Source organism: Croceicoccus estronivorus (genome assembly GCF_001625325.1).
Taxonomy (GTDB): domain Bacteria; phylum Pseudomonadota; class Alphaproteobacteria; order Sphingomonadales; family Sphingomonadaceae; genus Caenibius; species Caenibius estronivorus.
This window is the reverse complement of sequence record NZ_JRQQ01000006.1, coordinates 193,890-220,483: the sequence shown is the minus strand read 5'-3', so window position 1 is coordinate 220,483 and position 26,594 is coordinate 193,890. Positions and strand designations below refer to the sequence as shown.

The following is a 26,594-nucleotide window of genomic DNA, read 5'->3' as shown; positions in this document are numbered from 1 at the left end:
CGCAATGCTTCACTGCATGCGCTTTGCCATTGCATTGCAACAGGAAATCCTCACATCATGACTGCAATGCTGCGCCAGTACGAACTTGTCGAACGTGTAAAGGAATACGCCCCCGAAGCGGATGAGGCGTTGCTCAATCGCGCCTATGTCTACACGGTGCAGAAACATGGGGCGCAAAAACGTGCCAGCGGCGATCCCTATTTCAGCCATCCGATAGAAGTCGCCGGCCTGATGACCGAGTTGAAGCTCGATCAGGAAACTATCGTTACTGCGCTGTTGCACGATACGGTCGAAGACACTCTCGCCACGCCTGACGAGATCGAAAGGCTTTTCGGCAAGGACGTTGCCCGCTTGGTCGACGGGGTGACGAAGCTCTCCAAGATCGAGGCAATGACGGAGAATGAACGGGCGGCGGAGAATCTGCGCAAGTTCTTCCTCGCCATGAGCGAGGACCTGCGGGTTCTGCTCGTCAAGCTGGCCGATCGTCTCCACAACATGCGAACGCTGCACTTCATTCGCAGCGAGGAGAAGCGCCGCCGCATCGCGAAAGAGACGATGGATATCTATGCCCCCCTGGCAGAGCGCGTGGGCATGTACGAGTACATGCGCGAGATGCAGTTGCTGTCTTTCGAGCAACTGGAACCGGAAGCCTATGCCACTATTACCGGGCGCCTCGACCAGATTCGCAGTCAGGAAGGCGGGCATGTCGATGCCATTGCTCTGGCGATCAAGCAGGCGCTGGCCGAGGCCGGTGTGCGCGTGGAAGTTTCAGGGCGCGAAAAGCATCCCTATTCGATCTGGAAGAAGATGGCCGAACGTCATGTCAGCTTCGAACAGATTACCGACATCATGGCCTTCCGGGTTATCGCCGACACTGTGGAGGATTGCTACCGCGCATTGGGCGTGCTGCACACAACGTGGCAAATGATTCCCGGCCGGTTCAAGGATTTCATTTCCACGCCGAAGTCGAATGGCTACCGTTCGCTCCATACCTCGCTGATCTATGAAAATTCGATGCGCATGGAGGTGCAGGTTCGCACGCGGGACATGCATCGCACCAACGAATTCGGTCTGGCGGCGCACTGGGCGTACAAGCAGGGGGATCGGCCGGACGGGCAGGTCGGGTGGCTGCGCGATTTGATCGAAATCGTCGATGCCAGCCACGATGCCGAGGAACTGCTCGAACATACGAGGCTGGCGATCTACCATGACCGGATCTTCGCCTTTACTCCGAAGGGAACCCTGTTCCAGTTGCCCAAGGGGGCCACGCCTGTCGATTTCGCCTTTGCCGTGCACACCGATCTCGGGGCCCAGGCCGTAGGGGCCAAGATCAATGGCCGGCATGTGCCGTTGCGAACGCAGCTTAATAACGGCGACGTTGTCGAAATCATCAAGAGTGAGAATTCGGGCCCGGAATTGTCCTGGCTCAGCTTTGTCGTGACAGGCAAGGCCCGCGCGGCCATTCGTCGTGCGGTACGGCAGAAGGAACGGGCGGAGATCGCTGCCATCGGCACGAAGCTGTTCGAGGAAATCTGCGACCGACTCCCGACCAAGATCGGCAAGAAGGCTATCCGCGAAGCGGTGAAACGCCTGGGGTTCGAGCGTGAGGACGACATGATGGTCGCGATCGGCACGGCGAAGCTCGACGACCGCGAAGTCATGGAGGCGTTGGTTCCGGGCAGTGCGCGGGAACTCTCGGAATTGAATGCCTGGCCCAAACAGGAACGTGCGGTTTCCATCAAGGGGCTGACACCGGGGGCGGGCTTCAGTCTGGCAGAATGCTGCCACCCGGTTCCGGGCGATCGCATCGTCGGGTTGAAGAAGCCGGGCCAGGGTGTCGAAGTGCATGCTATCGATTGCCTCGAACTGGCGAATGGCATCGATGCCGACTGGATTGATTTGTCCTGGGGCGAGCGTTCGCGGGGTGCCGTGGGGCGTCTTCGCACAGTGCTGTATAACCGCACGGGCACGCTCGCCGAAGTGACCGCTATTTTCGCCAAGAATCACGCCAATGTCACCAATTTGCAGATGATTCAGCGCGATGGTCCCTTTGGAACCTATGAGGTCGATCTTGAGGTGCAGGATCTCGCGCATCTGACGCGAATCGTCAGTGCCTTGCGTGCGAGCGATGCCGTGGCCGAGGCAGAGCGGATCTAGAGCAATACAAGCTCGACATCGGCGTAGCTGCCTTCCGTCAGATTTTCCGCGCGGCGGATTGCAGCTTTCACCGGCAAGATCCAGGTGTTGTCCGCACTGGGAAAAACCGATGTATCCCAGCAACTCGAACCTATCCGCACGCTGACTTTCACTGCGCCGAAACCGCGTGTTTTACCCAATTCGAGACGGCGCATCAGCGCATGGCCGGCAATCTGCTCTGCGGCTTCTCCTGAAATGGTGAGGAAGAACCAGGCGCCGGAATTGCCAGCCGTCCAGCGCCACAAGCGGGTCCGGCACGCGACACGTTCGGCATTGCTGACGGGCGCGCGGGATGAGAATGAATCCATGGAATGAAATTTGCCAGCATTGGGTGCCTTGCGAAAGCCGCAAGTCGCGGCTAGGGCGCGTGAATTGTCAGGCAAGCGGAGCGGTGGCCGAGTGGTCGAAGGCGCACGCCTGGAAAGTGTGTATACGGTAACCCCGTATCGAGGGTTCGAATCCCTCCCGCTCCGCCAGTCAGACAGCAAAAACTTCGTTTCGATGTGTCCCAAAAACCCCAGTATTCTGGGGTTTTTGTGGTTCAATCCGTAGTACGGAGTCGCGCAAGAATGCCTTGCGCGGGAGGGTCGATCAAAAACGGAGAATCCGGTCCCCCCTAATGGTCGGTTTCGGGGCGGGTTGTCCGCCCCCGATCACCTAGCCCCATCACGCCCAAAAAAGGTGATAACCGAGGCCCGTCCTGTGCTCCGATTGGTTGCAGCGCAGCATGCGCTGTTGCGGGGGAAAGCGCTGCTCGAGCGGTTCTCATCCTCGTGAGCCTCCCAATGCGCAGGCACTACCATGCCTGCGAATCACCTGCCTCAATGTGCCGTCACAACCCTGCCGCCGTCGAACGAGGAACGGAGATCGCTCGCTCTGCCCGATCACCCCAGGTTCGTCTTGCACTTTTTGCCGTGCGCCTGAAGGCCGCGCCCGTCCCTCCACTATGCCTGTTGTGGTGGATATGTTCTCTTCTTGCGATCCGCCGGACTTGACAGGGAGAGGTCGTGACACGTGGCACGAAGGAGGACAGCTATAATATTAAGCAATTGATATTGTGTAATATAATGGATTTCATCCCTTCCGAATTTTGCGTTCCCAAGGTCGTGACACCAGCCTGATACGTGACCTGCAAATTTGGATCCGGACAAGATCACTCATGAACCTCAAAGGGATACAGACCAGAAAAGCAAACCTGCTGGCCGGGCCCCGGCCGCCGCTGCCGGGACAGAGCCACAGTCGCGAAGCCAACCTGCGCGCAGAGCTCAGCGACTACTTCATCCCTGATGGCCCGGTTGAGATGATCTGGATCGCCGATATCGCCTATTGCATGGTGGCCATTGAAGTGATCCGGGCCCGGATCGCGGGGTTCAGGATGCTCGTGATTAAAAAGGCCTATGGAGATCTGGTGGAGCCCGATGCCTGGGTCCTGGATGACGAGCTGGACCAGGAGGAGGATAAGGAGACAGCCCGCAGTTGGGGCAAGGTATTTGCGGACGATGGCTTTATCGCTCCGTGGCAGAAGAGCTTTCTCGACCATGGGGTGTTTGCCGGAATGCTGAGTGGGATGAACCGCCAGGATGTAGGACACCTGCGCTTGCTCGAACAGATGCTGGCCGACGAGATGAGGGAGGATCATCAACCAGATGGATCGGAGGCGGCGGCAGGCCAAGCGCGATGCGATCGAGCAGGCACAGGCACGGCAGCACGCCGGAGGGGAAGAGATCGTTGCGGCGATTAATGCTATCGCGGCCGATCAGGACGACGATGCAGACCCCTTGGCTCTGGTAGATGGCCGCGATGGATCGGAAGAGGAGGATGCCGACCCCGGCGAGGATGCGGATATGGCAGGGTCCGTACCGCTTCCGGTGCCGGACTCCCTGCTGTGAAGGAAGGAGCAAGACCGCGCTCGCCCGTGGCAGCGGCTGCGAGCCGCCGCAACGGGACGAGAAGCAACCCTAGTTCGCAAACGTGACGTTCCCGTTTGAGCCCGAATAAGATAGGCTGGCGAGCAATGCTGGCTCTATCTTTGCGGAAACCACAATAGACACTAAAGCGCTATTTCAAGCCATCAGCAGCAAGATACACGCCGATTTCAAAGCGTCGGCCCAGGTTGCGCGCCGCGGGTCCAAGGGAACGATCCGGGAAAATAGCCGGGCGGCAGATCTTATGGTCTGACCAGGGACGCTCCAAGACGGGAAGAGCAGTTCGCATTCACCCGTCCGATCCTTTTCGCCGCCTAGGTGAGCTTCCATGGAATAAATTAATGGTTCAGGGTCTTCTATCAGTCATGGAACGGCAAGGAAATTTCGGAAAACAGGGCCGAATTCGCTTTTCTGTCTCTCATCCAATAGTGGGATGATGATTTTCCCACATTGCCTCAAATTCAGCCCATAAAGTGAGGAGAGGTAATGTCTGACTTGGATCTCGTTATTCGGGGAGGGTTGGTCTGCGATGCCAGCTTCCCGACATTCATGCTCGCCCATTGGGTGCGCGACGGGGCGAACGGCCGACTTCCGCTGCAATGGGTCATCAATGCGCTGAGTCGGAAGCCCGTACGTGCGGCGGGCTTTCATGATCGGAGGGTATTGGCCGAAGGCCTCAAGGCCGATCTCAACGTGATCGATCTGGATCGGCTCAAGCTCCACAAGCACGGTGTGCGGCACGATCTGCCCGCTGGCGGGCGACGCCTGACGCAAGGCGCGGACGGCTATGCCGCGACAATCGTGAGCGGCGTTTCGATCCAGCGGGAAGGCACGCCCACCGGTCAGTCCCCCCGACGGCCCGTTCGCGGTGCGAGCCCCGCGATTGCGGGAGGAAAGGCATGAACTCCGTCACTTCTGTCGCCGCCGCCCGGACAGGGGGTGATGCGGTTTGCGATGCGCTGGAGGCCTTGGGGGTTCGCACGGTATTCGGCGTTCCGGGCCAACATAACCTTGCACTCTACGATGCCTTGGCGCGAAGAGAGCATATTCGCCTGATCGGGGCACGCCACGAAGCGGGGGCAGTGCACGCGGCCGATGGATATGCGCGGGCCACGGGCGAACTTGGGGTGGCGATCGTCAGCACCGGTCCGGGAACCGCCAACGCGGTGAACGGCCTGTACGAGGCAGGTTTCGCATCATCCCCCGTGCTGCTCATCACCACTCAGGTCGATCGCGTACATCTGGGCAGGGGCAAAGGCTTCATCCATGACGCGGAAGGGCAGCTTCCGATGCTGCGCAGCGTTACGCGGCGAAGCGAATGCGTAATGTATGCGGAGCGGATTACCGACACCATCCTTTCGGTCGTGGCGGATATCTGTTCGGGCCGACCCCAGCCCGGCGCGGTGGAAATACCGACCGACCTGCTGTCTGCTCATGTCGGTGAAGCGGATGCGTGCTTCATACAACCGCCCGCCCCGGTACCCGACGAAGCCTTGCTGGACAAAGCGGCGGACCTGCTGGGTGAGGCAAAGCGTCCGCTGCTATGGCTCGGCGGGGGGTGCGTCAGCGCGCGCGCGACGCAGGACCTACGTGACCTCGCCGTGCGGCTGGGTGCACCGATCGTCAGTTCCTTGAATGGCCGGGGGGTTATCCCGACACACGATCCGCTGTTCGTGGGCAGCCAGACCCATTATCCGGCCTTTCGCGAATTGCTTGAGCAGGCTGATACCGTGCTGGCTATCGGTACGCGCTTTCAGACGGTGGCGACCTGGTTCTGGTCTTTGCGGCTGCCGCCTCGTCTGATCCATATCGATATCGATGCGACGGTTCTGGGGCGCAATTACCACCCGGAGATCGGGATCGTGGGAGATTCTGGGCTTTGCGCCGGAGCGCTCGCCAGTCGCCTCGGGGCTATCGCAATCGATGACGGCTACCTTGCTCTGGCGGCACGCGTCAGGAAATCTTTGGCGCTGGAAACGGAAAAACGCATCGGCTCGCATCATGCACGTATCTGCGATGTGATCGACCGGCTGGCCCCGGTCGACAGGAATGTGGTCTGCGATGCCACCATGACAGGCACCACATGGGGAAGCCTGCGGCTGCCCGTGCGTCAGCCGCGTCAATTCACATATATCGCCAGCCTAGCCATCGGGCCTGCGCTGCCCATCGGGATCGGGGCGGCGATCGGTTCGGGTCGACGTACGATTGTGCTCCACGGGGATGGAGGGGTCATGCTCAACCTCGGCGAACTGGCAACCGCCGTGGAGGCCGGCACGAATGTGACGGTGCTGGTCTTCAACAACAAGGGCTATGGCAGCCTGAAATACCTGCAATCGCTGGCAGGCACTCCTCATGTCGCTGTCGACTTGCACACGCCCGATTTTGAAATGCTCGGGAAAGCCATGGGGCTGCCGTCCCGACGGGTGTCCACGGTGGCAGCGTTCGAGGAAGCTTTCGCCGAGGCTATGGCGGCGGCGGGTCCGAACCTGATTGAAATCGACATAACCGGAATGATCCCTCTCCAGCTATGATGGTGGCTTCAGGAGATTTCGCAGGTACACCGTATCCTGAACGATACGATAGAATTCTTGAGAATGAGAATGGGAGTTGACCATATGCTGGATGGTGGGATCGTGCCGAAAATACCCGGCGTAACGGTGAGACAGGTTCAGCCCTTGATCGGTGCAGAGATCGGGGGCATCGATATCGCGGATGCGGGCGATGCCGAGATCGACCTGATCCACAAGGCGCTGCTGCGCTACAAGGTCGTTTTCTTCCGCAACCAATCCCTGACTCGAACGCAACATGTCGCCTTCGGTCGGCGCTTCGGCGAACTCGAGGTGCATCCGCTCTCGGCACATGCCGATCATCCGGAAATGCTCGTGCTCGATTCCATAGGGGGATTGAAGGAAGGGCGGCACGCGCCCGCTGCCGATTTCTGGCATAGCGATACGACCTTTCGGGATACGCCTTCGGCTTCCTCCGTCCTGCTGGCCTACAAGATCCCGCCCTTGGGGGGCGATACCCTTTGGTGCAACGCGGCGGCGGTTTATGCCGGTCTCGACGATGAACTGAAGGCGCGCATCGAGACGCTCAACGCCGTTCATACCGGCCTTGCCGCCTTTGGCCATCACCTCGATACCGAGGAAAAGCGCGCTGCGTTTTTGGAACGTCATCCCCCGCAGAGCCATCCCGTCGTGCGCATCCATCCCGAAACGGGCGAGCGGTTGCTCTACGTCAACAGTGGCTTCACCACCCGAATTCTGGATGTCTCCGAGGAGGAAAGCGACGCGCTGCTGACGCGCTTGTTCGACGAGGTGAAGCGGCCGGAATATCAAGTGCGTTTCCGCTGGGAGGTCGGCTCCATCGCTTTCTGGGATAACCGCTCCACCCAGCACTACGGTGTTGCCGACTACGTCGGTTCTCGCCATCTCGAACGGGTCACGGTTGTCGGCGACTGCCCGGTCGGCCCGACTGGCGGCATGTGAAGATGCTCCCCGCGGAAAGCAGCGTGGAGCCGATGGCCGTTACCGAGTCGGTTCGCGAGGCGCAACGCTGGCAGGCGTTGGGATTGCTCTTCTTCGCGCAGATGGTTGCGATCGGCAGTATTTCCTATGGTTTTGCGGTGCTTCTGAAGCCGCTGTCACTCGATTTCGGCCTGCCACGTGCGACGGTCAATCTCGGCCTCATGACCTTGCTGATCGGTATGGCGGTCTTCGGGCCGCTTGTCGGACGGACTCTCGACCGCGTGTCAGGCCGGCTCGTGGTGAGCTGTGGCGCGCTGCTGTTCGCTGCAGGCTGGGTGACGATTGCCGCCAGCAATCAGGTGATGACGGCGCTGCTCGCCGCGTTCTTTCTCCTCGCCCCTGGTGCGGCCGCGCTTGGCCCGATTACGGCTTCGACACTCGTGTCCCGCTGGTTCACCCGCAAGCGCGGGCTGGCGATCGGCATCGCATCCGTCGCAATGTCGACCGGAGGGGTGGTCGTGGTGCCTATCCTGGCGATCCTGATCGACGCAGCGGGCTGGCGGTATGCGATGACGAGTTTTGCCGTAACGACCTCCGCTGTGATCTTCGGCCTCGTTTGGATCTTGTTGCCCGCCGATGTCCGCACGCCGACGAGTGAAGCAGATGCGGTGCCTGCCTCCAGACGGTTCAGCAGTGTGCTGGTGCAAAAGGATTTCTGGCTGATCGCTTTCGCGATCGGCGCAGTCATGGCGACGAACGGTGCCTTGCTGTCCTGCCTGATTGCCTATGCAACGGATCGCGGTTTCAGCCTGGCGCAAGGCACGGCTTTGGTGTCGGCCATCTCCGGGACGGCTGTGGCGGGCAAACTCGGACTGGGCGCTCTGGCCGACCGGATCGATCCGCGATGGTTGTTTCTGGCGGTGGTCGCGCTCAATATTTGCTTGTTCGCGGCGCTGATCGCCATGCCTGCCTATCCGTTCTTGCTGGCGGCCGTGATCTTCTCGGGCCCTGCGGTCGGCGGTGTCATGCCGCTTTGGGCGATGATCGTCGGCAGGCGGTTCGGGGTGCTGGCGCTGGGTGGGGCGATGGGGCTCATGTCCGCCGTAATGCTTCCGCTCAACTTGCTGGGGCTGCACATCGTCGGTTCCGCTTTTGATGCCACCGGAAGCTATACGCCCGCCTTCGAACAGTTCCTGTTGGTCTTGGCGTTCGCGGCCGCCGCCATCTTGCCTGTCCGCGCGGCAAACGGAAAGTGATCCGCACCGGCTTGGGGCGGGCGAACGCATTACTCATGCTTGAGGGAAAATAATGCGACGCTGATCAATGTGGTTCGGATAAGTTGGGACTGGCGGTTTATGCCCATCTTGGAGAAGATCGAGCGGACTTGCGAACGCACGGTGTTCTTGGTGGTGGCGCCCAGGCGGGCGGTGTCGTTGATCGTAAACCCGTTGGATAGTGACAGGGCGACTTTCGCTTCCGCCTGGGTCAGGCCGAACAGTTCGGTCAAGGCGTTGATTACGGTCACGCGCGGCTGGGCAGGATCGACAACGTGGATCAGCGCCGTGGGCCGTATGGTCAGTTGGCGGCGGTTATAGCGGGTCGCCGGGCGGACAAGCAGGCTGATGCTTTCCTTCCCCGACGGCCGGTCCACCAGCATGGCGCGGGTCAGCCCCGATACCGATTGATCGATCGATGCTTCGGCGTTTCGGCGGATCAGTTCGTGCAACTGCCGGGACTGGCTGGGGTTCTGCAATGCGATCCTGCCCGCTGTCGTGATGATGCCATCGGCCTCGCCTAATATCGCCAGCGCGGGGGGATTGGCTTCGAGGACGTGGGCGTCGGGATCGACCATGATGCTGCCAACGGACATGCCGGACACGGTGAGGGACAGGGCATCCTTTTCTGCTTCGGTATCGATCCTCTGTACAAAAAGATTGAGCGCTGCGCGAAGATAGGGGACTAGACCCCGGCAGATCGCCCGTTCCCGTGCTCCGAAGTCCATCCTCGTTTCCAGGCGCGCCAGTCGGAACTTGCCGGAAATGCCGCGCACGGTGCCAATATCCACACCGAGGATGTGGCCGATCCCGTAATGCGACAGATATTCCTTGTAGTAATCCGTTTGTCTCAGCTCTTCTGGTGAAAAAAGATCGCTGACGAGGGTGACGACCCCTTCGGAAAGGTCTGCAAGCAGTTCCCTGTGATAGTGTTTTTCCAGGTATGGAAGTGTTCCTTCGAGCGAACGCCCGTCCGACAGTACGAGGGTGGGCTTCTTCTTGCCCTGAGACAATGCCAGGACGATCCCATAATCGGATCCGGTTGCTTCCTGCACTTTTGTGAGGAAGCGGCTCAGCGGTATATCGTCTGCAAGGCTTTCGAACAATTCTACCGTCAGTTGTTCGACGACCTTGTCCACTTGTGGGCATGAAGCCGTATCGGGCGGTTGGATGGGTTGAGCTTTGCGGATAATCCTCGATACCGAACTCTGGCTGACCCCCGTCCGGGTCGCGATACGCCGGGTGTCCAGGCCTTGTGCATGGAGATCGAAGATGGCGGCGTACGTCTGCTCACCGATTTGGCGCGGTGCCCCGGTGCGCTGCGCATCGGCGAGGCCGGCGACGCCATGTTCGGCGAACTGCTTTTGCCAACGGCGGACGGTTGCCTGCGAAATACCGAGTTGCCGTGAAATATCCGCAGCGGATGTGCCCGGAACCGCCGAGGCGAGAATGATGTTGCACCGTTGCGCATAGCTATGCGTGCGGGCCGAGAGGGCCAGTTCCTTGAGCAGGCTGCGGTCGCTTTCGCCGATGCTGATGATTCGCTCCATCACGCTTCCTCTTTGTGTCCGGCCTCTGTTTTTTCTCCCTGCCTGATATTTATAACTCGCTGCGCAAGGGTGGCGCTTCAAATTTTGCGAGTATTCGTCAAGCTAAGGGAATTGGCCGATTTTCTTGTGCATTTCTAATCTATCCGGCGCTCGCACGCATACTCCGAATGAGGGATGCTAGGACACGCCCCCCAATCCTAGCCTGCTCTCATGCCGAACACAGGCACGCCTCAGTCGTTTCACCCAACGGCACGAGGCGCACACAAAAGAGTGGGCGAGGGATATGATGAACATATCGGTTTCCGGCTGGCGAAAACCCCTAGAGCATTCGCGTAGGTCAGGCTGACCGCCGGGCCTGCGGTTCGCGTTGTGGTCTCGGGGGTGAACCCTGCCGCGATGACGTGCGCGGACCCGGCGTGCATGAGCGCCTGAACACCTGGTGCAGGTGGGCAAGCGGCACCGGAATCCCACACCCAACTCCATACTCAACAGCACGCATACAGGCATGACATCAAAATAGTACGATACAATATCGTACAGAGGAAGGGGAGGACGAAAATGGATAATCTCATATCGCGCTATGCCATCGCTTTGGGACTGCTCGGGCTGGCAGCCCCCGCGTTTGCGCAGGACACGGAATCGACAGGCGGTGGCTTGTCGGAAATCGTCGTGACTGCGCAGAAGCGGTCGGAATCGCTGCAGGATACGCCGATCTCCATCTCGGCGCTCGATTCCGACGCGCTTGAAGCCAAGCGCGTCGTTTCGCTGGCCGATCTGTCATCTGCCGTGCCGAACATGCAGGTTTCACCCCACCCGAATACTGGTACAACCCTGCGCGTCACGATCCGGGGCATCGGCGAACCGTCCGCGACCCAGACGCGCGATGCGCCGGTGGCGGTCTATGTTGATGGCGTCTACGTCGCCAAGGGTCAGGGCCTGGCCAACGAACTGGCGGAGCTGGAGCGGGTGGAAGTGCTGCGCGGCCCGCAAGGTACGCTTTACGGTCGCAACGCCACCGCCGGGGCGATCAACTTCATCACCCGCCCGCCGGAACTGGGCGAATGGAAGGGGAAGCAGAGCCTCACTTTTGGCAGCCGCAGCGAATTCCGCTCGCGCACGTCCGTGAACGTTCCGATCGGCGAGACGCTCGCGGCCGAACTGACCTATGTTCGGGTGAAGAAGCATGGTTTTGTCCGCAATCTGGGGGCGGGTTCCAAGCGCTTCGGCGATACGGATCGTCAGGCGGTGAGAGGCGCCTTGCTGTGGCGGCCGAGTGATAATTTCGAAGCTCGCTACACGTACGATTCCTCATGGATCGAGGACACTTCGCCGTTCAATCAGGCCGTGCCACTTTATCCCGACGAAGTCAGGGCGCGCTCGGGCAGTTCGGGCAGCGCGGTGTTGCGGCCGGGCGATTCCCGGGTCCAGGGGCACAACCTGACGTTGACCTATGACCTGAACGACAATCTGACGCTGAAGTCGATCACCGGATACCGGAAGCTGCGCGACGAAACCAACCAGGTCTACAATCCCGGCCCGGTGCGGGCTTTCCTGCCGTTCAACAATGTGAACACCACCAACCAGAAGCAGTTCAGCCAGGAATTCCAGCTTATCGGCGATGCTCTGGATGGCGGGCTGAAATACATCGGCGGCCTTTACTACTTCAGCGAGTCCGGGGATGGGCTCGATCTGTCGAACATGCCTTCCGGGCTCAGTCCGCGGGAGACCGAGTGGAACAACAAGGCCTATGCCGTGTTCGGGCAGGCGACTTGGACCCCGCAGTTCCTCGACGAACGGCTCCACATCACCGTGGGCGCGCGCTGGTCGAAGGATAAGCGCAAGGCGGACGTCTTTTCCACCCGCACGCCGCCGGGCGGGGCCACGGTCGTCCTGCTCGATGCCGAAGGCAGCCGGAGCTTCAGCGATTTTAGTCCCACCGGGACGATCCAGTTCGATATCAGCGACGACGTCAACATCTATGCGAAGATTTCCAAAGGCTACAAGACCGGCGGGTTCAATCCCACAGCGACCACGCCGGCCCGTTTCGTGGCCGGATTCGGGCCGGAAACGCTCGTGTCCTATGAAGCCGGCCTGAAGTCGGAACTGTTCGACCGGCGTATCCGCTTCAATGTGTCTGCCTATTACAGCAAATACAAGGACATCCAGACCAATGTCTTTGATCCGTTCAATCCGCGCCTGTTCGATGTCATCAATGCGGGCAAGGCGGTCACCCAGGGGTTCGAGGCCGACCTGACCGCGCTGCTGTTCGACGGGATGACGATCAGCGGCAGCTACGGCTACGTCGATCCGAAGTTCAAGAAGGTCGTCGATCTCGGCGGAAACGACGTGACCGATCTATTCAAGTTCACTTTTGCTCCAAAAAACAGCTTTACCCTGTCGGCGGACTACAAGTCTCCTGTAACTCCTCTTGGTGTTGTGGAGATGAATGTAAATTACGCTTGGCAGGATAAATATTTCGCACTGGCGAATAACCCTGAAGTAGTAACCCGCGCAAACGGCTTGCTGAATGGGCGGTTTGGTCTGTCCGATCTGGCTGGTGTGGAAGGACTGCGCGTTGCCCTGTGGGGGCGCAACATCACCAATGCGAAGTACTATCTGACCCACTTCGCGGTCGGGGACGTTCCCGTCGCCCAGCTTGGCGAACCGCGTAGCTGGGGCGTCGATCTGAGCATGGAATTCTGAAGAAAGGCGGACAGGATGGATCTGGGACTGACAGGCAAGACCGTCATCGTCACGGGCGGCAGCGGCGGTATCGGCCACGGGCTGGTCGTCGAATTCGCCCGCGAAGGGGCCAACGTCATCTCCGCGTCGCGCGATGTCGCGACCGGGGAGAAGCTGGCCGCTCGAGCAAGGAAGCAAGGCTGCCTGGGGACGATTCATCCTGTCGGCACGGATGTCACCGATCCGGATAGCGTGGTGGCCATGGTTGCGGCGGCGCACGAAAGGTTCGGGCCGGTCGACGTGCTCATCAACAATGCGGGCGGGGTCGGCCGGACTTGTGCGTTCGAGGACCTCGATCATGAAACCCGGCGTTGGGAAATCGCGCTCAACATCGATGGGGTAGTCAACTGCACGCAGGCCGTCGCGCAGGACATGCTGTCGCGCGGGACCGGTAGCGTCATCAACATATCGTCCAATTCTTCGCTGCTCGGCGAGGCGGCGCAGAACATCGTGCACTATGGTGCTGTCAAAGGCTTCGTGAACAGCTTCACCAAGCTGCTCGCCTACGAATGGGGGCCAAAGGGAGTGCGGGTCAACACGATCGCGCCGGGGTGGATCGTGCCGCACCGGAACGAGGATGTCGCCGCTGGCAGTTTCTGGAACCGGCTGGACATGGGCACACCCGAAGGCATGCAGCAGGCGATGGACGACGGTTCGCTCTTCAACATGAGCAATCTTCCGCTCAAGCGGCTGGGGCGTCCGGAAGACATGGCCGACCTTGCCATGTTCCTGGCCTCGGATGCGTCCAGCTACATCACCGGCCAGCTCATTTCGGTCAGCGGCGGCGTCTACATGCCCTGAGGGAGAGGGGAATACTGTGCGTTTGGAAAACCAGATTGCAATCGTCACCGGGTCCGGTGGTGCAGGCGGTATCGGGGAGGCCATTGCCCGCCGCTTCGTGTCGGAAGGGGCCAAGGTCGTCGTCTGCGATATCGACGAGGAGAAGGCCCAGGCCGTCGCCGGTGCCCTTGGTCCGAATGCCACTCCCTGGGCGTGCGATGTCAGCCGTTCGGATCAGGTAGAAGCCATGGTGGCGGGTGTCGTCCCCATGTTCGGCCGTCTAGACATCCTTGTGAACAACGTCGGTTTCACGGTGCCGGGGTTCCTTCGGGACCTGGGGGATGAGGCTTGGCACCATGTTTTGAACGGGTGCTTGTCCTCGACATTCTACGGAATTCGCGCTGCGCTCAAGCCGATGCGGGAGCAGAAAAGCGGTTCGATCATCAATATCAGCTCGGCCGCGGGCATCGGCGGGGCGCCCGGCCTCGGCGCTTACGGTGCGGCGAAGGCCGGGGTCGTTAGCCTCACCCAGACGGCGGCCGTAGAGAACTTCAAGAGCGGCGTGCGGGTCAACTGCGTGCTGCCCAATGCTGCGACCAAATCGCTTACAGCATGGTTCGACGCCACGGAAAGCGGGCGCAAGACACGCGCCGCTATCGAGGCCTATTCGCGCTGCGGTTCTCCCGAAGAGATCGCGGCGGCGGTGCTGTTCCTGGCTTCGGACGACAGCGCCTATGTCAACGGGACCGTACTGCCGGTGGACGGCGGCCTATCATCGCGGGTTGCATGCATCGACGCGACGATAGAATGAATGAGATACGCCCGGAAGCGGCGATTGAATGAAGAACGGATGAAGCCGCGCAGTCCTTGCTCGATTGGGATGGCGGGATCGTTGGGGGAAGGATCGATAATGATGTTCAAGAGAGCCGTATTGTGGTCGCTAGGCGGCTTTCTGGCCATCGTTGGTGCCTTGCTGGCCATAGGCGGCGCTTGGTTGGCAAGCTTGGGCGGATCGCTCTATTACCTTCCCACTGGTCTTGCCTGCCTGGTCGCGGGTATCCTCATCTGTCGGGGCAAGGCGCTCGGCGTCTGGCTCTATTGCGTGGTTTTCGCGGTGACGCTGGTCTGGGCCCTGATCGAGGTCGGCCCGCATTTCTGGCTCCTGCTCCCGCGTGTCGGTGGGCCATTGGTCGTGCTGCTCTATATGTTTACGCCATGGGTACGCCAGCATCTGGGCCTGCTGCGCAGTGTGCCTGATGACACCGGCGAGGCACCGAAGCTGCGTCTTGGACGGCGGCCTGTCCTGATCGCGGCAGTGGCTGCCCTGGCCGTGGTGCTGGGTTTTTGGCTGTGGAAGGGAGAAGAACCTGCGCAGTCGGTCGCTTCGGGGCAAATGCAGGCCGCGACCAACTGGTCCGACTACGCAGGAAACAAGGCCGGCACGCGGTTTTCCTCCGCATCGCAGATCACCCCGGCGAACGTAGCCGGGCTGCAAGTCGCCTGGATATATCGGACGGGCGACCTTCCGGGCGCTGCGCCGCAGATGTTCGAGGCGACGCCGCTGCAAATCGGTGACGCGCTCTACCTCTGCACCCCGCACGACATCGTGATCGCGCTCGATGCCGATAGCGGCAAGGAACGGTGGCGCTACGATCCGAAGGTGGACGCGACAGGCGTCTTCACCATCGCTTGCCGGGGTGTCTCGTATCACCGATCGAGCGATCCGTCGGCGGTAGGCAGTTGCGCGGAACGCATCCTGATCTCGACTATCGATGGCCGGATGATCGCGCTGGACGCGGCCGATGGCCGGCCGTGCCAGGGCTTCGGCAACAAGGGAGAGATTTCGCTGCGCACCGGGCTGGGCCCGGTCGAAGGCGGTTTCCAGTTCGTGACCTCGCCCGCGATCGTTGCGGGGAACACTGCCGTGGTGGGGAGCTTCGTGCTCGACAACATGGCCACCGACGAGCCGTCCGGTGTGGTCCGCGCGTTCGATGTGGTGAGCGGCAGGCAGCTCTGGAGCTGGGATGCCGGGCGGCACGATACCGGCGCGGCCTTGCAGCCGGGCGAGACCTACACACGCGGATCGCCCAACGCCTGGAGCCTGTTCAGCGCCGACGAAAAGCTCGGGTTGGTCTATATCCCCACGGGCAATCCCTCACCGGATCATTTCGGCGGAAAGCGCAGCCCGGACATGGACCGCTACGGCAGTTCGGTGGTGGCGCTCGACGTTGCGACGGGCAAGGTCCGCTGGTCGTTCCAGACGGTGCATCACGACTTGTGGGACTACGACGTCGCATCGCAGCCGGTGCTGGCGGACCTGCCGATGGATGGAAAGCTCGTCCCAGCGCTGATCCAGGCGACCAAGCAAGGGGAGATATTCCTGCTCGACCGGAGGGATGGCCGTCCGCTGGGGCCGGTGGAGGAACGCTCCGTTCCGCGCGGCAGCATTCCGGGTGAGCGCTATGCGCCCACGCAGCCGGTTTCCCACGCGTTGCCAAGCTTGGTGCCTCCGGTGTTGAGGGAGGCGGATATGTGGGGGGCAACGCCGCTGGATCAGCTCTGGTGCCGCATCGCGTTCCGCAAGCTGCGCTATCTCGGCCGCTTCACACCGCCGTCGCTGGACAACAGCCTGATCTTCCCCGGCAACAACGGCATCATGAACTGGGGCAGTGTGGCGGTGGACCAGGCACGCGGCATCCTGATCGTGCCGACATCCTACATGCCGCTGACTTTGCAGCTCATCCCCAGGGAACAGGCGCCGGCGACGGACCGGATTGTGCTGGACGGGCGGGCAGCGATTTCGCCGATGAAAGGCACACCTTATGCCGTGCGGACCGAACGCCCGTTCGTCTCGCCGCTGGGGGTGCCCTGCAACGCCCCGCCGTGGGGCCAACTGACCGCCATCGACCTGGCTACCCGCCAGATCCTCTGGCAGCGGCCGCTGGGGACGACGGCGGACCATGCGCCGCTGGGTATCCCGGTCCCGGGCGTGTTCAACCAAGGCGGGGCAATTGCGACGCAAGGCGGCCTTGTCTTCATCGGGGCGACGCTCGACGACTATCTCCGCGCTTTCGATCTCAGGACCGGGAAGGAAGTGTGGAAGGGCCGTCTTCCAGCTGGCGGCCAGGCCCTGCCGATGACTTACGTTTCCCCCCGCACCGGCAAGCAATACGTCGTCATCGCCTCAGGCGGGCACGGGTTCATGAATACGACCATGGGTGATTACGTGATCGCCTACAGCCTCAAGGGAGCGGGTAAATGAAAGCGAACCGATTGAAGAGGCAGGGTGGTGCACTGCGCCTGCTGGCCAGCGCATTCGGTGTCGCCGCGGTGGCCATGGCGATGCCTGCCGATGCCCAGGCGGAGGAGGCGTCACCGAGCGGTGAAGTCATCCTGCCGAAGGCACCGGTTTTCACGGGCAAGGTCGGCTCGACTTATGCCCAGTCCGTGCCAGATTTTCCGCAACCCGTCCGCGCACCGGCGGGTGCGCCCAACGTGCTGTTGGTGATGACCGACGATGTCGGCTTCGCTGCGGCGTCGACTTTCGGTGGGGCGATCCCCACGCCCAATCTCGACCGGCTGGCGGCGCATGGGCTGAAATATAACCGCTTCCACACCACTGCCATGTGCTCGCCTACGCGTGCGGCGCTGTTGACCGGCCGCAATCATCACATGATGGGTAACGGCGCGATTACCGATTTCGCCATGGGTTTCCCAGGCTACGACGGGATCATCCCGAAAAGCGCGGCAACCGTGGCGGAAGTTCTGCGGCTGAACGGCTACAACACTGCGATGTTCGGCAAGCATCACAACGTGCAGCCGGGTGCGACCTCTGCCGCCGGGCCGTTCGATCAGTGGCCCACTGGGCTTGGCTTCGAATATTTCTACGGCTTCGTCGGGGCGGAGACCAACCAGTACACACCTGCCCTCTACCGGGGGGTGACTCCGGTGGCTGGGCCGGATGGCAAGATGCTGGATCAGGCATTGGCCGACGATGCGATCTTGTGGCTCCACAATCAGCAGGCGGCCGATCCAGACAAGCCGTTCTTCGTTTATTTCGCGCCGGGAACGGCACATGCGCCGCAACAGGCACCTGCCGAATGGATCGCCCGGTTCCGGGGCAAGTTCGACCAGGGCTGGGACAAGGTGCGTGAGGAAAGCCTGGCGCGGGAGAAGAATCTGGGTGTGGTTCCAGCCGCCACGGCACTGACGCCACGTCCGAACTATATCCCCGCGTGGTCCTCGCTCACGCCCGAACGCAAGCAGATCAGTGCACGGATGATGGAAGTCTATGCGGGGATGCTCGCCTATCAGGATGCACAATTCGGACGCCTGGTCGACGAATTGCAGCGCATGGGGAAGCTGGAGAATACGCTCGTTATCTTCATCGAAGGGGACAACGGCGGTTCGGCGGAATCCGGCGTCGATGGCAACGTGAACACGCTGGGCTCGTTCTTCAACGGCGCGAACGAGACGGCGGACGAACTCATGGCGCGCCTGGACGAGTTGGGCGGCCCGCGTTCGAACCAGAACTATCCTGCGGGTTGGGCCTGGGCCATTGGCGCGCCGTTTCAGTGGACCAAGACCTATGCCTCGCATCTCGGCGGTGTCCGTAACGGCCTCGTGATCTCATGGCCGGAGCGGATCAGGACCAGCGGCCTGCGTACCCAGTTCCATCACGTGATTGACATAGCGCCGACCATTCTGGAGGCGGCAGGGTTGCCGCAACCGGCAGTGGTCAATGGCGCACGTCAGCAGCGGATAGATGGCGTGAGCATGACTTACAGTTTCGTTGATCCCAAGGCGGTGGGACGACGGCATACCCAGTATTTCGAGCTGATCGGCAACCGCGGCATCTACCATGACGGATGGTGGGCCGGCACCACCCCGCAGAACATCGGCTACGAGCGCAAGGGCACCGACCTTATGCAATGGCCTTGGGAACTCTACGATCTCGAGAAGGACTTCTCGCAGGCAACCAATCTGGCGGCCAAGTATCCCGAAAAGCTGGCGGAGATGAAGGCGCTGTTCGCCCAGGAAGCTGCGCGCAATCAGGTGTTCCCGATCGACGATCAGGTGGACAAGCGTTCGGCGGCGGTGATGCAGGCGGCCAAGCCCCGGGACAGCTATACCTACTGGGGTGCAGGCGTCAGCGTGCCTGCTGGCCATGGCCCCCGGCTGACAGGCAGCTTCAGCCTGACCGCCGACATCCAGACTGCGCCCGGGACGGCAGATGGGGTGCTGGCTGCTCTCGGCGGGCATTTCGGCGGCTGGAGCTTCTATTTGAAGGATGGCTATCCGATAGTGACGATGGCCGGGTCGACGCAGGCCAGGCGCACCTTCCGCGTAGCCGCTGTGGAACGCGTGCCGCCCGGCAAGGCCCAGATCGTTTTCGATTTCCGCGCGGATGGACCGAAGCCGGGAACCGGCGGCGCAATGCACATCAGCGTAAATGGGCGCCAGATCGGGGAAGGCCGGATTGAGCAACCTATCGTCATGACGACGGAACTGACCGACACGTTCGATGTTGGGTTCGATTCCAGCACGACGGTAACGGATGAATACAAGGGTGATGGAGCCTTCTCAGGAATTGTGAGCAAGCTTCAGGTCATTGGAAAATGATCGTCTCGATCCGAGAAAACGGCTCGATTGCCAAGAGAAACCCTTGATCCTGTCCTATCGAGGGCGGGCATCCAATGCAAAGCGGCGAAAGGCGTGCAGGGCTTGCGTCTCGTAATTCTTTCGGCGGACGATCAGGCTGAATATGCGGGTGAAGTTCAGTTCCTTCACCTTTAGGGGAACGAGTTCCCCCCGCTCGATCTCTTGATTGACGATCAATCGGGACAGGCAGGCAAGGCCCGTTCCACTCTGCACCGCCCGTTTTATGGCTTCGACGCTGTCCGACTCCAGGATGATGTTGAGCGAATTCACGTACTTCAATGCCTCGAGAGTGAACGAAGTCCGCTCGCTCGAATGCGTTTTCTCCATGATCCATTTCTCGTGCGCGAGATCCTCAAGCGAGAAATCGGACGCGCGCTTCTGCGACAGAGGGTGGGGCGGGCCGGAACAGACCACGAGGGGGTCCCGCAGCCACGGCGTCGCCTCGATGTGCTTGCTGTTAACCGGCGCTCCGACAAATGCGATGTCCAGCGCAGATTTGTAGATACCTTCGATCGCGAACTGCGACGGCATGACCCGAAGCTCTATTCTCACATCGGGGTAACGCTCGATGAACGCGGCGCAGATCGACGGCAGGAGATAGTTTCCGATCGGCGCGGCGGCTCCGATCCTCAGCCGTCCATGGATCTGCTCCGGGATGGTGAGAGTCTCCAGGTCGGCGGCTTGCGCCAGGATGGTACGCGCTTTCTCCAGCACGCGTTTCCCCATGTCGGTGAGCTTCAGATTTCTTCCCGATTTCAGGAAGAGATCGACGCCCAGATGCCCTTCGAGGTCCTTCAGCGACATGCTGATTGCGGAGTGGCTGAGGCCCAGATTGGCCGCCGCTTTGACGATTCCGCCTTCGCGGGTGACAGCTTCGAGGGCGGCCAGTTGTCTCAGGGTAATGCGCATCGTTCACGTTCCGGGAAAAGACCCCACTGGGCATAGTGTCAGTTTTTCTGAAATGTAACGTTCATATTTCGAAATAGATAGTCACACATCTTGCGTCTAGCCTCGGCCGCGATAGGCACCTCCCGGCACGGTTCGGAAGAGACAAGACCTGTTTCAAGCTGGAGACGAAATGTTGGACAAGCGGATGAGCGCGGCGGACGTCGTCGCGCAATTGCAGGATGGCATGCGCATCGGGATCGGCGGCTGGGCTACGCGGCGCAAGCCTATGGCCCTTGTGCGCGAGATCGTCCGTTCAGACCTCAAGGACCTTACGCTCGTAGCGGGTTACGGCGGTCCGGAAATCGGCATGCTGTGCGCCGCGGGCAAGGTGAAGAAGCTTATCTTCGCCTTCGCGACGCTCGATCATTTTCCGTTGGAGCCGCATTTCCGTAATGCTCGCCAGGCCGGTAGCATCGAAGTGTGGGAACTGGACGAGGGCATGTTCCATTGGGGGCTGCGCGCCGCGGCCATGAAGCTTCCGTTCCTGCCGACACGGGCAGGGATCGGTACCGACATCATCACGCAACCGGGTTTCAAGATGGTCAGGAGCCCTTTCGAGGATGGCGAGGAACTGGTCGCCATGCCAGCCATCCGGTTGGATGTGGCGTTGATCCATGCGCATCGTTCGGACGAACGCGGCAATATTCTGACGCTCAGCAACGATCCCCTGTTCGACGAACTCTACGTGCGCGCCGCCGAGAAAACCTTCGTATCGGTGGAGAAGATCGTTCCGACCGCCCAACTCGACATGGCCAGGAACGCGCGCTTCAATCTTGTCGAGCGTCCGTTGATCACCGGGGTGGTCGAAGCTCCTTACGGGGCTCACCCGACCAGCGCGGCGCCGGACTACGAAATCGATCTGAAGCACGTCAAGGCATACGTCGACAGTGCTGCTTCCGACGATGCGTGGAACGCCTATCGCACCGGCTATCTCGATGGGGATGAGGAAGCCTACCTGGCGTCGGTGGGTGGCGCTGTCACGATCGCTGCACTGCCGAAACCGGTCTATTGAGGAGAGCGAATATGACCGATCAAATCTATTCGCTTGCCGAACTCGTGATCGTCGCCTGTGCCGAGGCATGGCGCAATGACGGAGAAGTCCTGGCCACGGGCATCGGCCCGCTCCCCCGCCTGGGGGCTGGGCTCGCCAAGATGACATTCAACCCGGTGCTCCAGACGACTGACGGGGAATGCTGGTACACTTCGGAGCCGGTTCCCCCCGGCAAGCGCGCCACCGAGCCGGAACTGGAAGGGCTTGCCAACTACGACCGTGTCTTTTCTGCGCTGTGGAGCGGCAAGCGGCACGCGCTGGTCGGACCGGTGCAAATGGATCGCTTCGGACAGGCCAACATCAGCGTGATCGGCGATCATGATCGCCCCAAGGTGGCGATGCTGGGCGCGCGCGGCTTCCCGGGAAATTCGGTCAGCCATCCCAACAGCTTCTTCTTTGCGAACCACAACACCCGGGCGTTTGTGGATGGCGAGGTCGATTTTGTCTGCATGGCGGGTTACAACCCGGATCGCTACGTCAACGGCAAGCCGCCTGAAGGGCTCGACCTGCGGATCATTGTCACGAATCTGTGCGTGATGGATTTCGGCGGCCCGGATCGCCGGATCCGCGTGGTGTCGCTGCACCCAGGCGTGACCTTCGAAGAGGTGCAGGACAACACCGGATTTCCGTTGGCCAGGATAGCCAATGCGATTCCGCAGACACCTGCACCGACCGCGCAACAGCTTGAGTTGATCGCCCGGCTCGACCCGAATGACATGCGTGCAACGGTGTTCAAGGGCGATCCGCGGGGCGACAGGCGGGCCGCCTAGGCCTCGGAACATGCCCGTTCGGGCACAGATGGTGGCAGCGAACAAGGCTGCTGCGGTGTCGAGAAGACAGGTGCGGACAGATGGGATCCCGCAGCGGATGGTGCGTTCCAATCTGATGGATCGGATCGTGAAGTCGGGCAAGCTGGGCATGTGGGCGCGGGCGATCGAGGCGAGCATGAGCATGAGCATGAATGAAGCAGTGGGGGGCGTCGTGGACCGAACTGCTCAAGTCGACCAGATATGACTGCGCAGGGGGCGGTGCCGCTGAAGCAGACGATGAAGGCCGCGACGATGCCGATGCTGATCCAGAAGGCTGCGAGAGCGAGGGCAGAGAAGGAGACGGTTGGGCAGCGGTCGTAGAGGGTTGCGAAGCGCCGCCAATCCTTCAGCCGGCCGAACATGATCTCGATGCGGTTGCGGCGTTTGTATCGGCGCTTATCGTATTTGACCGGCAAAGAGCGGGAGTTTCGGCCCGGAATGCAAGGTTTGATGCACTTTTTCTCAAGCGCGTCCCGGAACTATTTCGCATCGTAGCCCCGATCGGCCTGCATTCGCTGCGCCTTTGGCAGATCATCGAGCAGAGCAGCAGCGCCCGTGTAATCGCTAATCTGGCCTGCAGTGATGAAGAAACTCAACCAGACCGTCCGGGCAGCGCCCAGCAGCTGCCCCTCACACAGCGAACCCGGCCTGAATGAACGTCGGTTTTGAAGTGTACTGACGAGGGCGCGAGCGTCCGTTATGGCGGCGGGGTTGGTCAGGCTTAAGATTAGTTTCGAGATCAGAGGTCGAGTTCGGACAGTCCCGGATGATCTTCCGGTCGGCGACCAAGCGGCCAGCGGAACTTACGTTCCGTTTCGGTAATGGGATGCTCGTTGATGCTGGCGATGCGGCGCTCCATCAGGCCGTCAGCATCGAATTGCCAGTTCTCATTTCCATAGGCGCGGAACCAGTTGCCGCTGTCGTCACGATATTCATAAGCGAAGCGCACCGCTATGCGGTTTCCGGCATGGGTCCAGACTTCCTTGATCAGGCGGTAATCCAACTCTCGCGCCCATTTGCGGGCGAGGAAGGCTTCGATTGCATCGCGCCCGGTTATGAACTCGGCGCGGTTCCGCCACCGGCTGTCCGGGGTATAGGCGAGCGCGACATGCGCGGGATCGCGACTGTTCCATGCGTCCTCGGCCAAACGGGCCTTTTGCGCTGCGGTGTCATCGGTGAATGGTGGGAGTGGAGGACGGCTCATGGGTGTTTCCTTTCGAGTTCTTCCTTGAGCGCGGCATTGTCTGCTTCAAGCGTTGCAATGCGCGTTTCCAGTTGGTTCATCGCCGCCTTCACATCGGCCGCGTCGATCTTCTGCGGAATATGCTGCGGGCAGTTGATGTCCCACGCCTCCACCTCGAACAGGATCGCCTGTTCGGGGCTGGCACGATAGGTTTCCGGCATCAACTCGCTGATCAGTGCTGGATCATTGGTGACCACATGTGCACGGCCCCAGATCTTGATCCGGCGACGATGGCCGTAATCCATCAGGAACAGGAAGGCCTTGCTGTTCTCTGTCAGATTCCCGGTCGAGATATACTGCCTGTTACCGGTATAATCGGCGAAGGCGAGTGTGGTCTCGCCAATGACACGGATGAAGCCTTTCGGCCCGCCGCGATGCTGGGCATAGGGCTGCCCATCGGTATTGGCGGTAGCGAGATAGGCGGTGTCGACCGTGGCGAGGAAGGCGATCAGATCCTTGGTAATCCGGGTGCGGAAGCCGCCGCGCTCCTCCATCCGCGCGTAGTTTGCACGCGAACCGCGTTGCGTCTGCAACGTCTTGACCGTGGGCGTGAAGGCAATGTCGCTGGAGGGTGCCATGGTCTCTCCTCTTGATGTTATCAGGATAGGCGGGCGCTGTTGGGGGATGACAACGCCCGCCCCCGTCCTCAGGTCACGCAGCTTTGCGAGCGGTGACGACCGGGAAGTCAATTTCGGTCTGGAACACGGTGTTGAAGTAATTGGTCCAGACATTGAGCGCGACATGCTGCACGATCTCGATGATCTGCGCATCGCTATAGCCCGCAAGCCTGACCGCTGCGAAATCGCCGTCGGCAATATGGCCGCGGGTCTGCGCCACCTTGGCAGCGAAGCGTACGGCGGCATCCGCTTTCGGGTCGTTCGATGCGCCGCTACGATTGGCAGTGATCTCTGCATCATCAAGCTTGGCGAGGTTCTTGCCGAGATAGCTGTGCGCGGAAAGGCAATAATCGCAACCATTCACTTCGGCCACCGCAAGGGCGATCCGCTCGCGCGTGGCGGCGGGCAAGGCGCCTTTACCGAGCGCGCCGGACAGGCCGAGATAGCCCTCCAGCGCCTGCGGGCTGGTGGCGACCAGGCGGAACAGGTTGGGCACGGAGCCAAGCTGCTTTGCGACGGCTTCGAGCAGCGGCCAGGATTTTTCCGGCGCGTCGGCGATGGCGGCGGGTTGTGGGATGCGGGACATGGTGCAAATCCTTCGTTTGTGACGGCCGGGATTGGCCGGTCGCCAGTTCCTACAAGGTTGTGAAATGTTGCAGTATCCATCAATATGGAAACTCTTCCTTCCACTTTACGGAACATGTGATGGATCGATTTGAAGCCATGCGCACACTGGTTGCCGCCATCGACGGCGGCAGCCTGTCCGCCGCGTCGCGCACTCTCGGCGTCCCACTGCCTACCGTCAGCCGCCGTGTTTCGGACCTTGAAGCACATCTGCGCGCGCAATTGGTGATCCGCACCAGCCGCAAGCTGCAACTGACCGATGCCGGGCGAGCCTATGTTGCCACCTGTCGGCGCATCCTCGATGAACTGGACGAAGCAGAGCGGGCTGCCACAGGGGAATATCTAACCCCGCGTGGAGATATGCTAATCACAGCCCCCATCATGTTTGGACGGATGCACGTCGAACCCGTCGTGCTCGACTTCCTCAACGCCTATCCGGACATCAATATACGGTTGGTCCTCGCCGATCATGTCGTCGACATGATCGAAAACCATGTCGATCTGGCACTACGGATCGGGCCATTGCTCGACAGCAGCCTAGTGGCAACAAGGCTGGGTGCAGTCCGCTGGATAACCTGTGCCAACCCAGCCTATCTTGCAGAACGTGGTGTGCCCCGAACGCTAGATGATCTCGCCGCGCATGACTGCATCGCGTTCGAGCGGCTGTACACCACCGATGTCTGGACTTTTCGCAAAGGCAGCGAAACCGTCGCCGTTCCCTTTCGTCCACGCTTCGCCGTCAACACCGCCAACGGTGCGATCGATGCCGCACTTGCGGGTGCGGGTATCGCACGCATCCTCTCCTATCAGGCCGACGACGCCATTGCCGACAAACGCCTGATCGTGCTGCTGCGGGATTTTGAACCCGAACCGCTGCCGGTGCATCTCGTCCATACCGGGCAGGCGATCATGCCACTGAAGCTCAGGGCTTTCGCCGACTTTGCGACCCCTCGGCTCAAAGCAAGGCTTGCATCAGATTGAAATCTCGAATGTCCGGTTTCAGGAACCGTATTCGAGGCCCCCAACGGCCACTTTGTCGGCGGCGTCAGACGCCGAGCCACTCCAAGCCGCCGGAGAGCAGATCTGCGGAGTAGTCCACCCGCAAAACGCGACGGTGTCCAGAGACACCAGCAGCTTCAGAGGCGTGCAAGATGGGAGTGGCGTAGGCCCAGATATCGCCAGCCTGAGCCAGGCAGACGAACCGGCCGCCTGACTATGGCATTGGTCCGATCCCCGCAATTGCCGCAGGCGTGACTACGGCGTGCATCGGCGGCGTCATTCGTGATATCATCAGCGGTGTTCTATCGACACTGATGCGTAACGAGATCTACGTGACGGCATCACTGCTGGCAGCAATCATCTTTGTGACTTTGACGACCGCGGGGCTTGGCGCACCATGGCCTTCCGCGATCGGCTTTGTCTTTGGGTTTGCACTGCGCGGAATTGCCATTCGATGGCATCTGGCCTTGCCACTGCATCGAGGTCACTGAGGTAGGCTGCCGCCAACTATTACCACGACAACATTCCCGAAAGAATACGGCCATCGGGTTGCCACCATGAGCCTCGAAAGCTGTCGAACGTTCACCCGATGTCCGCTCTCTTAGGAGACGTGCAAAAACCAGCGCGAAAATCGTGATAGCCGACGACAGCCCTCCCGTTCGTGCTAAATGTGTGACAGCGTGGGGGGCGAGGAGGCATCGTTAATAT

General features: G+C 60.9%; 23 protein-coding genes, 1 tRNA gene and 1 pseudogene. 17 read left to right on the top strand and 8 right to left on the bottom strand.

What is annotated here, in order from left to right; all coding sequences use genetic code 11:
• Positions 1-66: 66 nt before the first annotated feature.
• Positions 67-2,157, top strand: coding sequence for a RelA/SpoT family protein (locus tag MB02_RS10780; RefSeq protein WP_067537348.1), 2,091 nt, complete (start codon positions 67-69; stop codon positions 2,155-2,157).
• On the opposite strand, the gene MB02_RS10775 is transcribed toward MB02_RS10780, so the two are convergent.
• The gene (locus tag MB02_RS10775) at positions 2,154-2,504 is read right to left on the bottom strand and encodes a DUF1905 domain-containing protein (RefSeq protein WP_067536941.1); all 351 of its coding nucleotides are present in this window, start codon (positions 2,502-2,504) and stop codon (positions 2,154-2,156) included. The two genes, MB02_RS10780 and MB02_RS10775, sit on opposite strands and share 4 nt — an antisense overlap.
• A gap of 77 nt (positions 2,505-2,581) precedes the next feature.
• Here MB02_RS10775 and MB02_RS10770 point away from each other — a divergent pair.
• Positions 2,582-2,672: transfer RNA gene (locus MB02_RS10770), tRNA-Ser, on the top strand.
• A 677-nt stretch (positions 2,673-3,349) separates the two neighbouring features.
• Here the strand turns inward: MB02_RS10770 and MB02_RS17825 are convergent.
• Positions 3,350-3,838, bottom strand: coding sequence for a hypothetical protein (locus tag MB02_RS17825; RefSeq protein WP_170304706.1), 489 nt, complete (start codon positions 3,836-3,838; stop codon positions 3,350-3,352).
• Positions 3,839-3,842: 4 nt separating this feature from the next.
• Here MB02_RS17825 and MB02_RS17700 point away from each other — a divergent pair, with 4 nt between their 5' ends.
• From MB02_RS17700 to MB02_RS10745, 5 genes are all read left to right on the top strand, one after another.
• Positions 3,843-4,085, top strand: a complete 243-nt coding sequence (locus tag MB02_RS17700) for a hypothetical protein (protein ID WP_156495487.1) — start codon at positions 3,843-3,845, stop codon at positions 4,083-4,085.
• 522 nt (positions 4,086-4,607) lie between these two features.
• Complete coding sequence (locus tag MB02_RS10760) at positions 4,608-5,024, top strand: amidohydrolase family protein (protein WP_067536935.1); 417 nt, start codon at positions 4,608-4,610, stop codon at positions 5,022-5,024.
• Positions 5,021-6,652, top strand: coding sequence for a thiamine pyrophosphate-binding protein (locus tag MB02_RS10755; protein ID WP_067536932.1), 1,632 nt, complete (start codon positions 5,021-5,023; stop codon positions 6,650-6,652). Before MB02_RS10760 ends, MB02_RS10755 begins: the two co-directional genes overlap by 4 nt.
• A gap of 69 nt (positions 6,653-6,721) precedes the next feature.
• Complete coding sequence (locus MB02_RS10750) at positions 6,722-7,609, top strand: TauD/TfdA dioxygenase family protein (protein WP_235829488.1); 888 nt, start codon at positions 6,722-6,724, stop codon at positions 7,607-7,609.
• A gap of 2 nt (positions 7,610-7,611) precedes the next feature.
• Positions 7,612-8,844, top strand: coding sequence for an MFS transporter (locus MB02_RS10745; RefSeq protein ID WP_067536930.1), 1,233 nt, complete (start codon positions 7,612-7,614; stop codon positions 8,842-8,844).
• A 29-nt stretch (positions 8,845-8,873) separates the two neighbouring features.
• On the opposite strand, the gene MB02_RS10740 is transcribed toward MB02_RS10745, so the two are convergent.
• On the bottom strand, positions 8,874-10,412 hold the full coding sequence (locus tag MB02_RS10740; RefSeq protein ID WP_067536927.1) for a helix-turn-helix domain-containing protein: 1,539 nt from the start codon (positions 10,410-10,412) through the stop codon (positions 8,874-8,876).
• 558 nt (positions 10,413-10,970) lie between these two features.
• Here MB02_RS10740 and MB02_RS10735 point away from each other — a divergent pair.
• The 5 genes from MB02_RS10735 (at position 10,971) to MB02_RS10715 (ending at position 19,556) form a co-directional block, all read left to right on the top strand.
• Positions 10,971-13,115 carry a TonB-dependent receptor gene (locus MB02_RS10735; RefSeq protein ID WP_067536925.1) on the top strand — a complete coding sequence of 715 codons (2,145 nt, stop codon included), beginning with the start codon at positions 10,971-10,973 and terminating at the stop codon, positions 13,113-13,115.
• Between the two features lie 15 nt (positions 13,116-13,130).
• Positions 13,131-13,955 (top strand): SDR family NAD(P)-dependent oxidoreductase, encoded by an 825-nt coding sequence (locus tag MB02_RS10730; RefSeq protein ID WP_067536922.1) that lies wholly within the window; start codon positions 13,131-13,133, stop codon positions 13,953-13,955.
• Positions 13,956-13,971: 16 nt separating this feature from the next.
• Positions 13,972-14,745, top strand: a complete 774-nt coding sequence (locus MB02_RS10725; protein ID WP_067536919.1) for an SDR family NAD(P)-dependent oxidoreductase — start codon at positions 13,972-13,974, stop codon at positions 14,743-14,745.
• A 99-nt stretch (positions 14,746-14,844) separates the two neighbouring features.
• A complete protein-coding gene (locus MB02_RS10720; RefSeq protein ID WP_170304705.1) occupies positions 14,845-17,196 on the top strand; it encodes a membrane-bound PQQ-dependent dehydrogenase, glucose/quinate/shikimate family in 2,352 nt (783 codons plus the stop codon).
• The gene (locus MB02_RS10715; protein ID WP_235829487.1) at positions 17,193-19,556 is read left to right on the top strand and encodes an arylsulfatase; all 2,364 of its coding nucleotides are present in this window, start codon (positions 17,193-17,195) and stop codon (positions 19,554-19,556) included. The genes MB02_RS10720 and MB02_RS10715 overlap by 4 nt, the downstream gene beginning before the upstream one ends.
• Positions 19,557-19,610: 54 nt before the next feature.
• Here MB02_RS10715 and MB02_RS10710 read toward each other — a convergent pair whose 3' ends face one another.
• Positions 19,611-20,504, bottom strand: a complete 894-nt coding sequence (locus MB02_RS10710) for a LysR substrate-binding domain-containing protein (protein WP_067536917.1) — start codon at positions 20,502-20,504, stop codon at positions 19,611-19,613.
• 169 nt (positions 20,505-20,673) lie between these two features.
• On the opposite strand from MB02_RS10710, the gene MB02_RS10705 reads away from it, so the two are divergent.
• From MB02_RS10705 to MB02_RS17820, 3 genes are read left to right on the top strand one after another with little or no spacing between them, the layout of a single operon-like run.
• Positions 20,674-21,555 (top strand): CoA transferase subunit A, encoded by an 882-nt coding sequence (locus tag MB02_RS10705; protein WP_067536914.1) that lies wholly within the window; start codon positions 20,674-20,676, stop codon positions 21,553-21,555.
• Positions 21,556-21,566: 11 nt separating this feature from the next.
• Entirely contained in the window at positions 21,567-22,364 is a 798-nt protein-coding gene (locus MB02_RS10700; protein WP_067536910.1) for a CoA-transferase subunit beta, read from the top strand.
• A 10-nt stretch (positions 22,365-22,374) separates the two neighbouring features.
• Positions 22,375-22,608 carry a hypothetical protein gene (locus MB02_RS17820; protein ID WP_170304690.1) on the top strand — a complete coding sequence of 78 codons (234 nt, stop codon included), beginning with the start codon at positions 22,375-22,377 and terminating at the stop codon, positions 22,606-22,608.
• Positions 22,609-22,666: 58 nt separating this feature from the next.
• On the opposite strand, the pseudogene MB02_RS17440 reads toward MB02_RS17820, so the two are convergent.
• The 4 genes and pseudogenes from MB02_RS17440 to MB02_RS10680 form a co-directional block, all read right to left on the bottom strand.
• Positions 22,667-22,999, bottom strand: a pseudogene (locus tag MB02_RS17440) (transposase); the annotation flags it as partial.
• 143 nt (positions 23,000-23,142) lie between these two features.
• Complete coding sequence (locus MB02_RS10690) at positions 23,143-23,607, bottom strand: nuclear transport factor 2 family protein (protein WP_067536903.1); 465 nt, start codon at positions 23,605-23,607, stop codon at positions 23,143-23,145.
• Complete coding sequence (locus tag MB02_RS10685) at positions 23,604-24,224, bottom strand: pyridoxamine 5'-phosphate oxidase family protein (protein ID WP_067536899.1); 621 nt, start codon at positions 24,222-24,224, stop codon at positions 23,604-23,606. The genes MB02_RS10690 and MB02_RS10685 overlap by 4 nt, the downstream gene beginning before the upstream one ends.
• Positions 24,225-24,297: 73 nt before the next feature.
• Positions 24,298-24,849: a carboxymuconolactone decarboxylase family protein gene (locus MB02_RS10680; protein ID WP_067536896.1), complete on the bottom strand. Its 552-nt coding sequence runs from the start codon at positions 24,847-24,849 to the stop codon at positions 24,298-24,300.
• 119 nt (positions 24,850-24,968) lie between these two features.
• On the opposite strand from MB02_RS10680, the gene MB02_RS10675 reads away from it, so the two are divergent.
• Positions 24,969-25,868: a LysR family transcriptional regulator gene (locus tag MB02_RS10675; protein ID WP_067536893.1), complete on the top strand. Its 900-nt coding sequence runs from the start codon at positions 24,969-24,971 to the stop codon at positions 25,866-25,868.
• A 239-nt stretch (positions 25,869-26,107) separates the two neighbouring features.
• A complete protein-coding gene (locus tag MB02_RS10670) occupies positions 26,108-26,377 on the top strand; it encodes a trimeric intracellular cation channel family protein (protein ID WP_082826120.1) in 270 nt (89 codons plus the stop codon).
• Positions 26,378-26,594: the final 217 nt, after the last annotated feature.

Excerpts from the sequence above, each read along its gene's own strand:
- MB02_RS10760 (WP_067536935.1), top strand. The coding sequence starts at position 4,608 with ATGTCTGACTTGGATCTCGTTATTCGGGGAGGGTTGGTCTGCGATGCC.
- MB02_RS10715 (WP_235829487.1), top strand. The coding sequence starts at position 17,193 with ATGAAAGCGAACCGATTGAAGAGGCAGGGTGGTGCACTGCGCCTGCTG.
- MB02_RS10750 (WP_235829488.1), top strand. The coding sequence starts at position 6,722 with ATGGGAGTTGACCATATGCTGGATGGTGGGATCGTGCCGAAAATACCC.
- MB02_RS17820 (WP_170304690.1), top strand. The coding sequence starts at position 22,375 with ATGCCCGTTCGGGCACAGATGGTGGCAGCGAACAAGGCTGCTGCGGTG.
- MB02_RS10675 (WP_067536893.1), top strand. The coding sequence starts at position 24,969 with ATGGATCGATTTGAAGCCATGCGCACACTGGTTGCCGCCATCGACGGC.
- MB02_RS10780 (WP_067537348.1), top strand. The coding sequence starts at position 67 with ATGCTGCGCCAGTACGAACTTGTCGAACGTGTAAAGGAATACGCCCCC.
- MB02_RS10680 (WP_067536896.1), bottom strand. The coding sequence starts at position 24,849 with ATGTCCCGCATCCCACAACCCGCCGCCATCGCCGACGCGCCGGAAAAA.
- MB02_RS10720 (WP_170304705.1), top strand. The coding sequence starts at position 14,845 with ATGATGTTCAAGAGAGCCGTATTGTGGTCGCTAGGCGGCTTTCTGGCC.
- MB02_RS10775 (WP_067536941.1), bottom strand. The coding sequence starts at position 2,504 with ATGGATTCATTCTCATCCCGCGCGCCCGTCAGCAATGCCGAACGTGTC.
- MB02_RS10710 (WP_067536917.1), bottom strand. The coding sequence starts at position 20,504 with ATGCGCATTACCCTGAGACAACTGGCCGCCCTCGAAGCTGTCACCCGC.
- MB02_RS10740 (WP_067536927.1), bottom strand. The coding sequence starts at position 10,412 with ATGGAGCGAATCATCAGCATCGGCGAAAGCGACCGCAGCCTGCTCAAG.
- MB02_RS10700 (WP_067536910.1), top strand. The coding sequence starts at position 21,567 with ATGACCGATCAAATCTATTCGCTTGCCGAACTCGTGATCGTCGCCTGT.
- MB02_RS10730 (WP_067536922.1), top strand. The coding sequence starts at position 13,131 with ATGGATCTGGGACTGACAGGCAAGACCGTCATCGTCACGGGCGGCAGC.
- MB02_RS10745 (WP_067536930.1), top strand. The coding sequence starts at position 7,612 with ATGCTCCCCGCGGAAAGCAGCGTGGAGCCGATGGCCGTTACCGAGTCG.
- MB02_RS10690 (WP_067536903.1), bottom strand. The coding sequence starts at position 23,607 with ATGAGCCGTCCTCCACTCCCACCATTCACCGATGACACCGCAGCGCAA.
- MB02_RS10755 (WP_067536932.1), top strand. The coding sequence starts at position 5,021 with ATGAACTCCGTCACTTCTGTCGCCGCCGCCCGGACAGGGGGTGATGCG.
- MB02_RS10685 (WP_067536899.1), bottom strand. The coding sequence starts at position 24,224 with ATGGCACCCTCCAGCGACATTGCCTTCACGCCCACGGTCAAGACGTTG.
- MB02_RS10735 (WP_067536925.1), top strand. The coding sequence starts at position 10,971 with ATGGATAATCTCATATCGCGCTATGCCATCGCTTTGGGACTGCTCGGG.
- MB02_RS17700 (WP_156495487.1), top strand. The coding sequence starts at position 3,843 with ATGGATCGGAGGCGGCGGCAGGCCAAGCGCGATGCGATCGAGCAGGCA.
- MB02_RS10705 (WP_067536914.1), top strand. The coding sequence starts at position 20,674 with ATGTTGGACAAGCGGATGAGCGCGGCGGACGTCGTCGCGCAATTGCAG.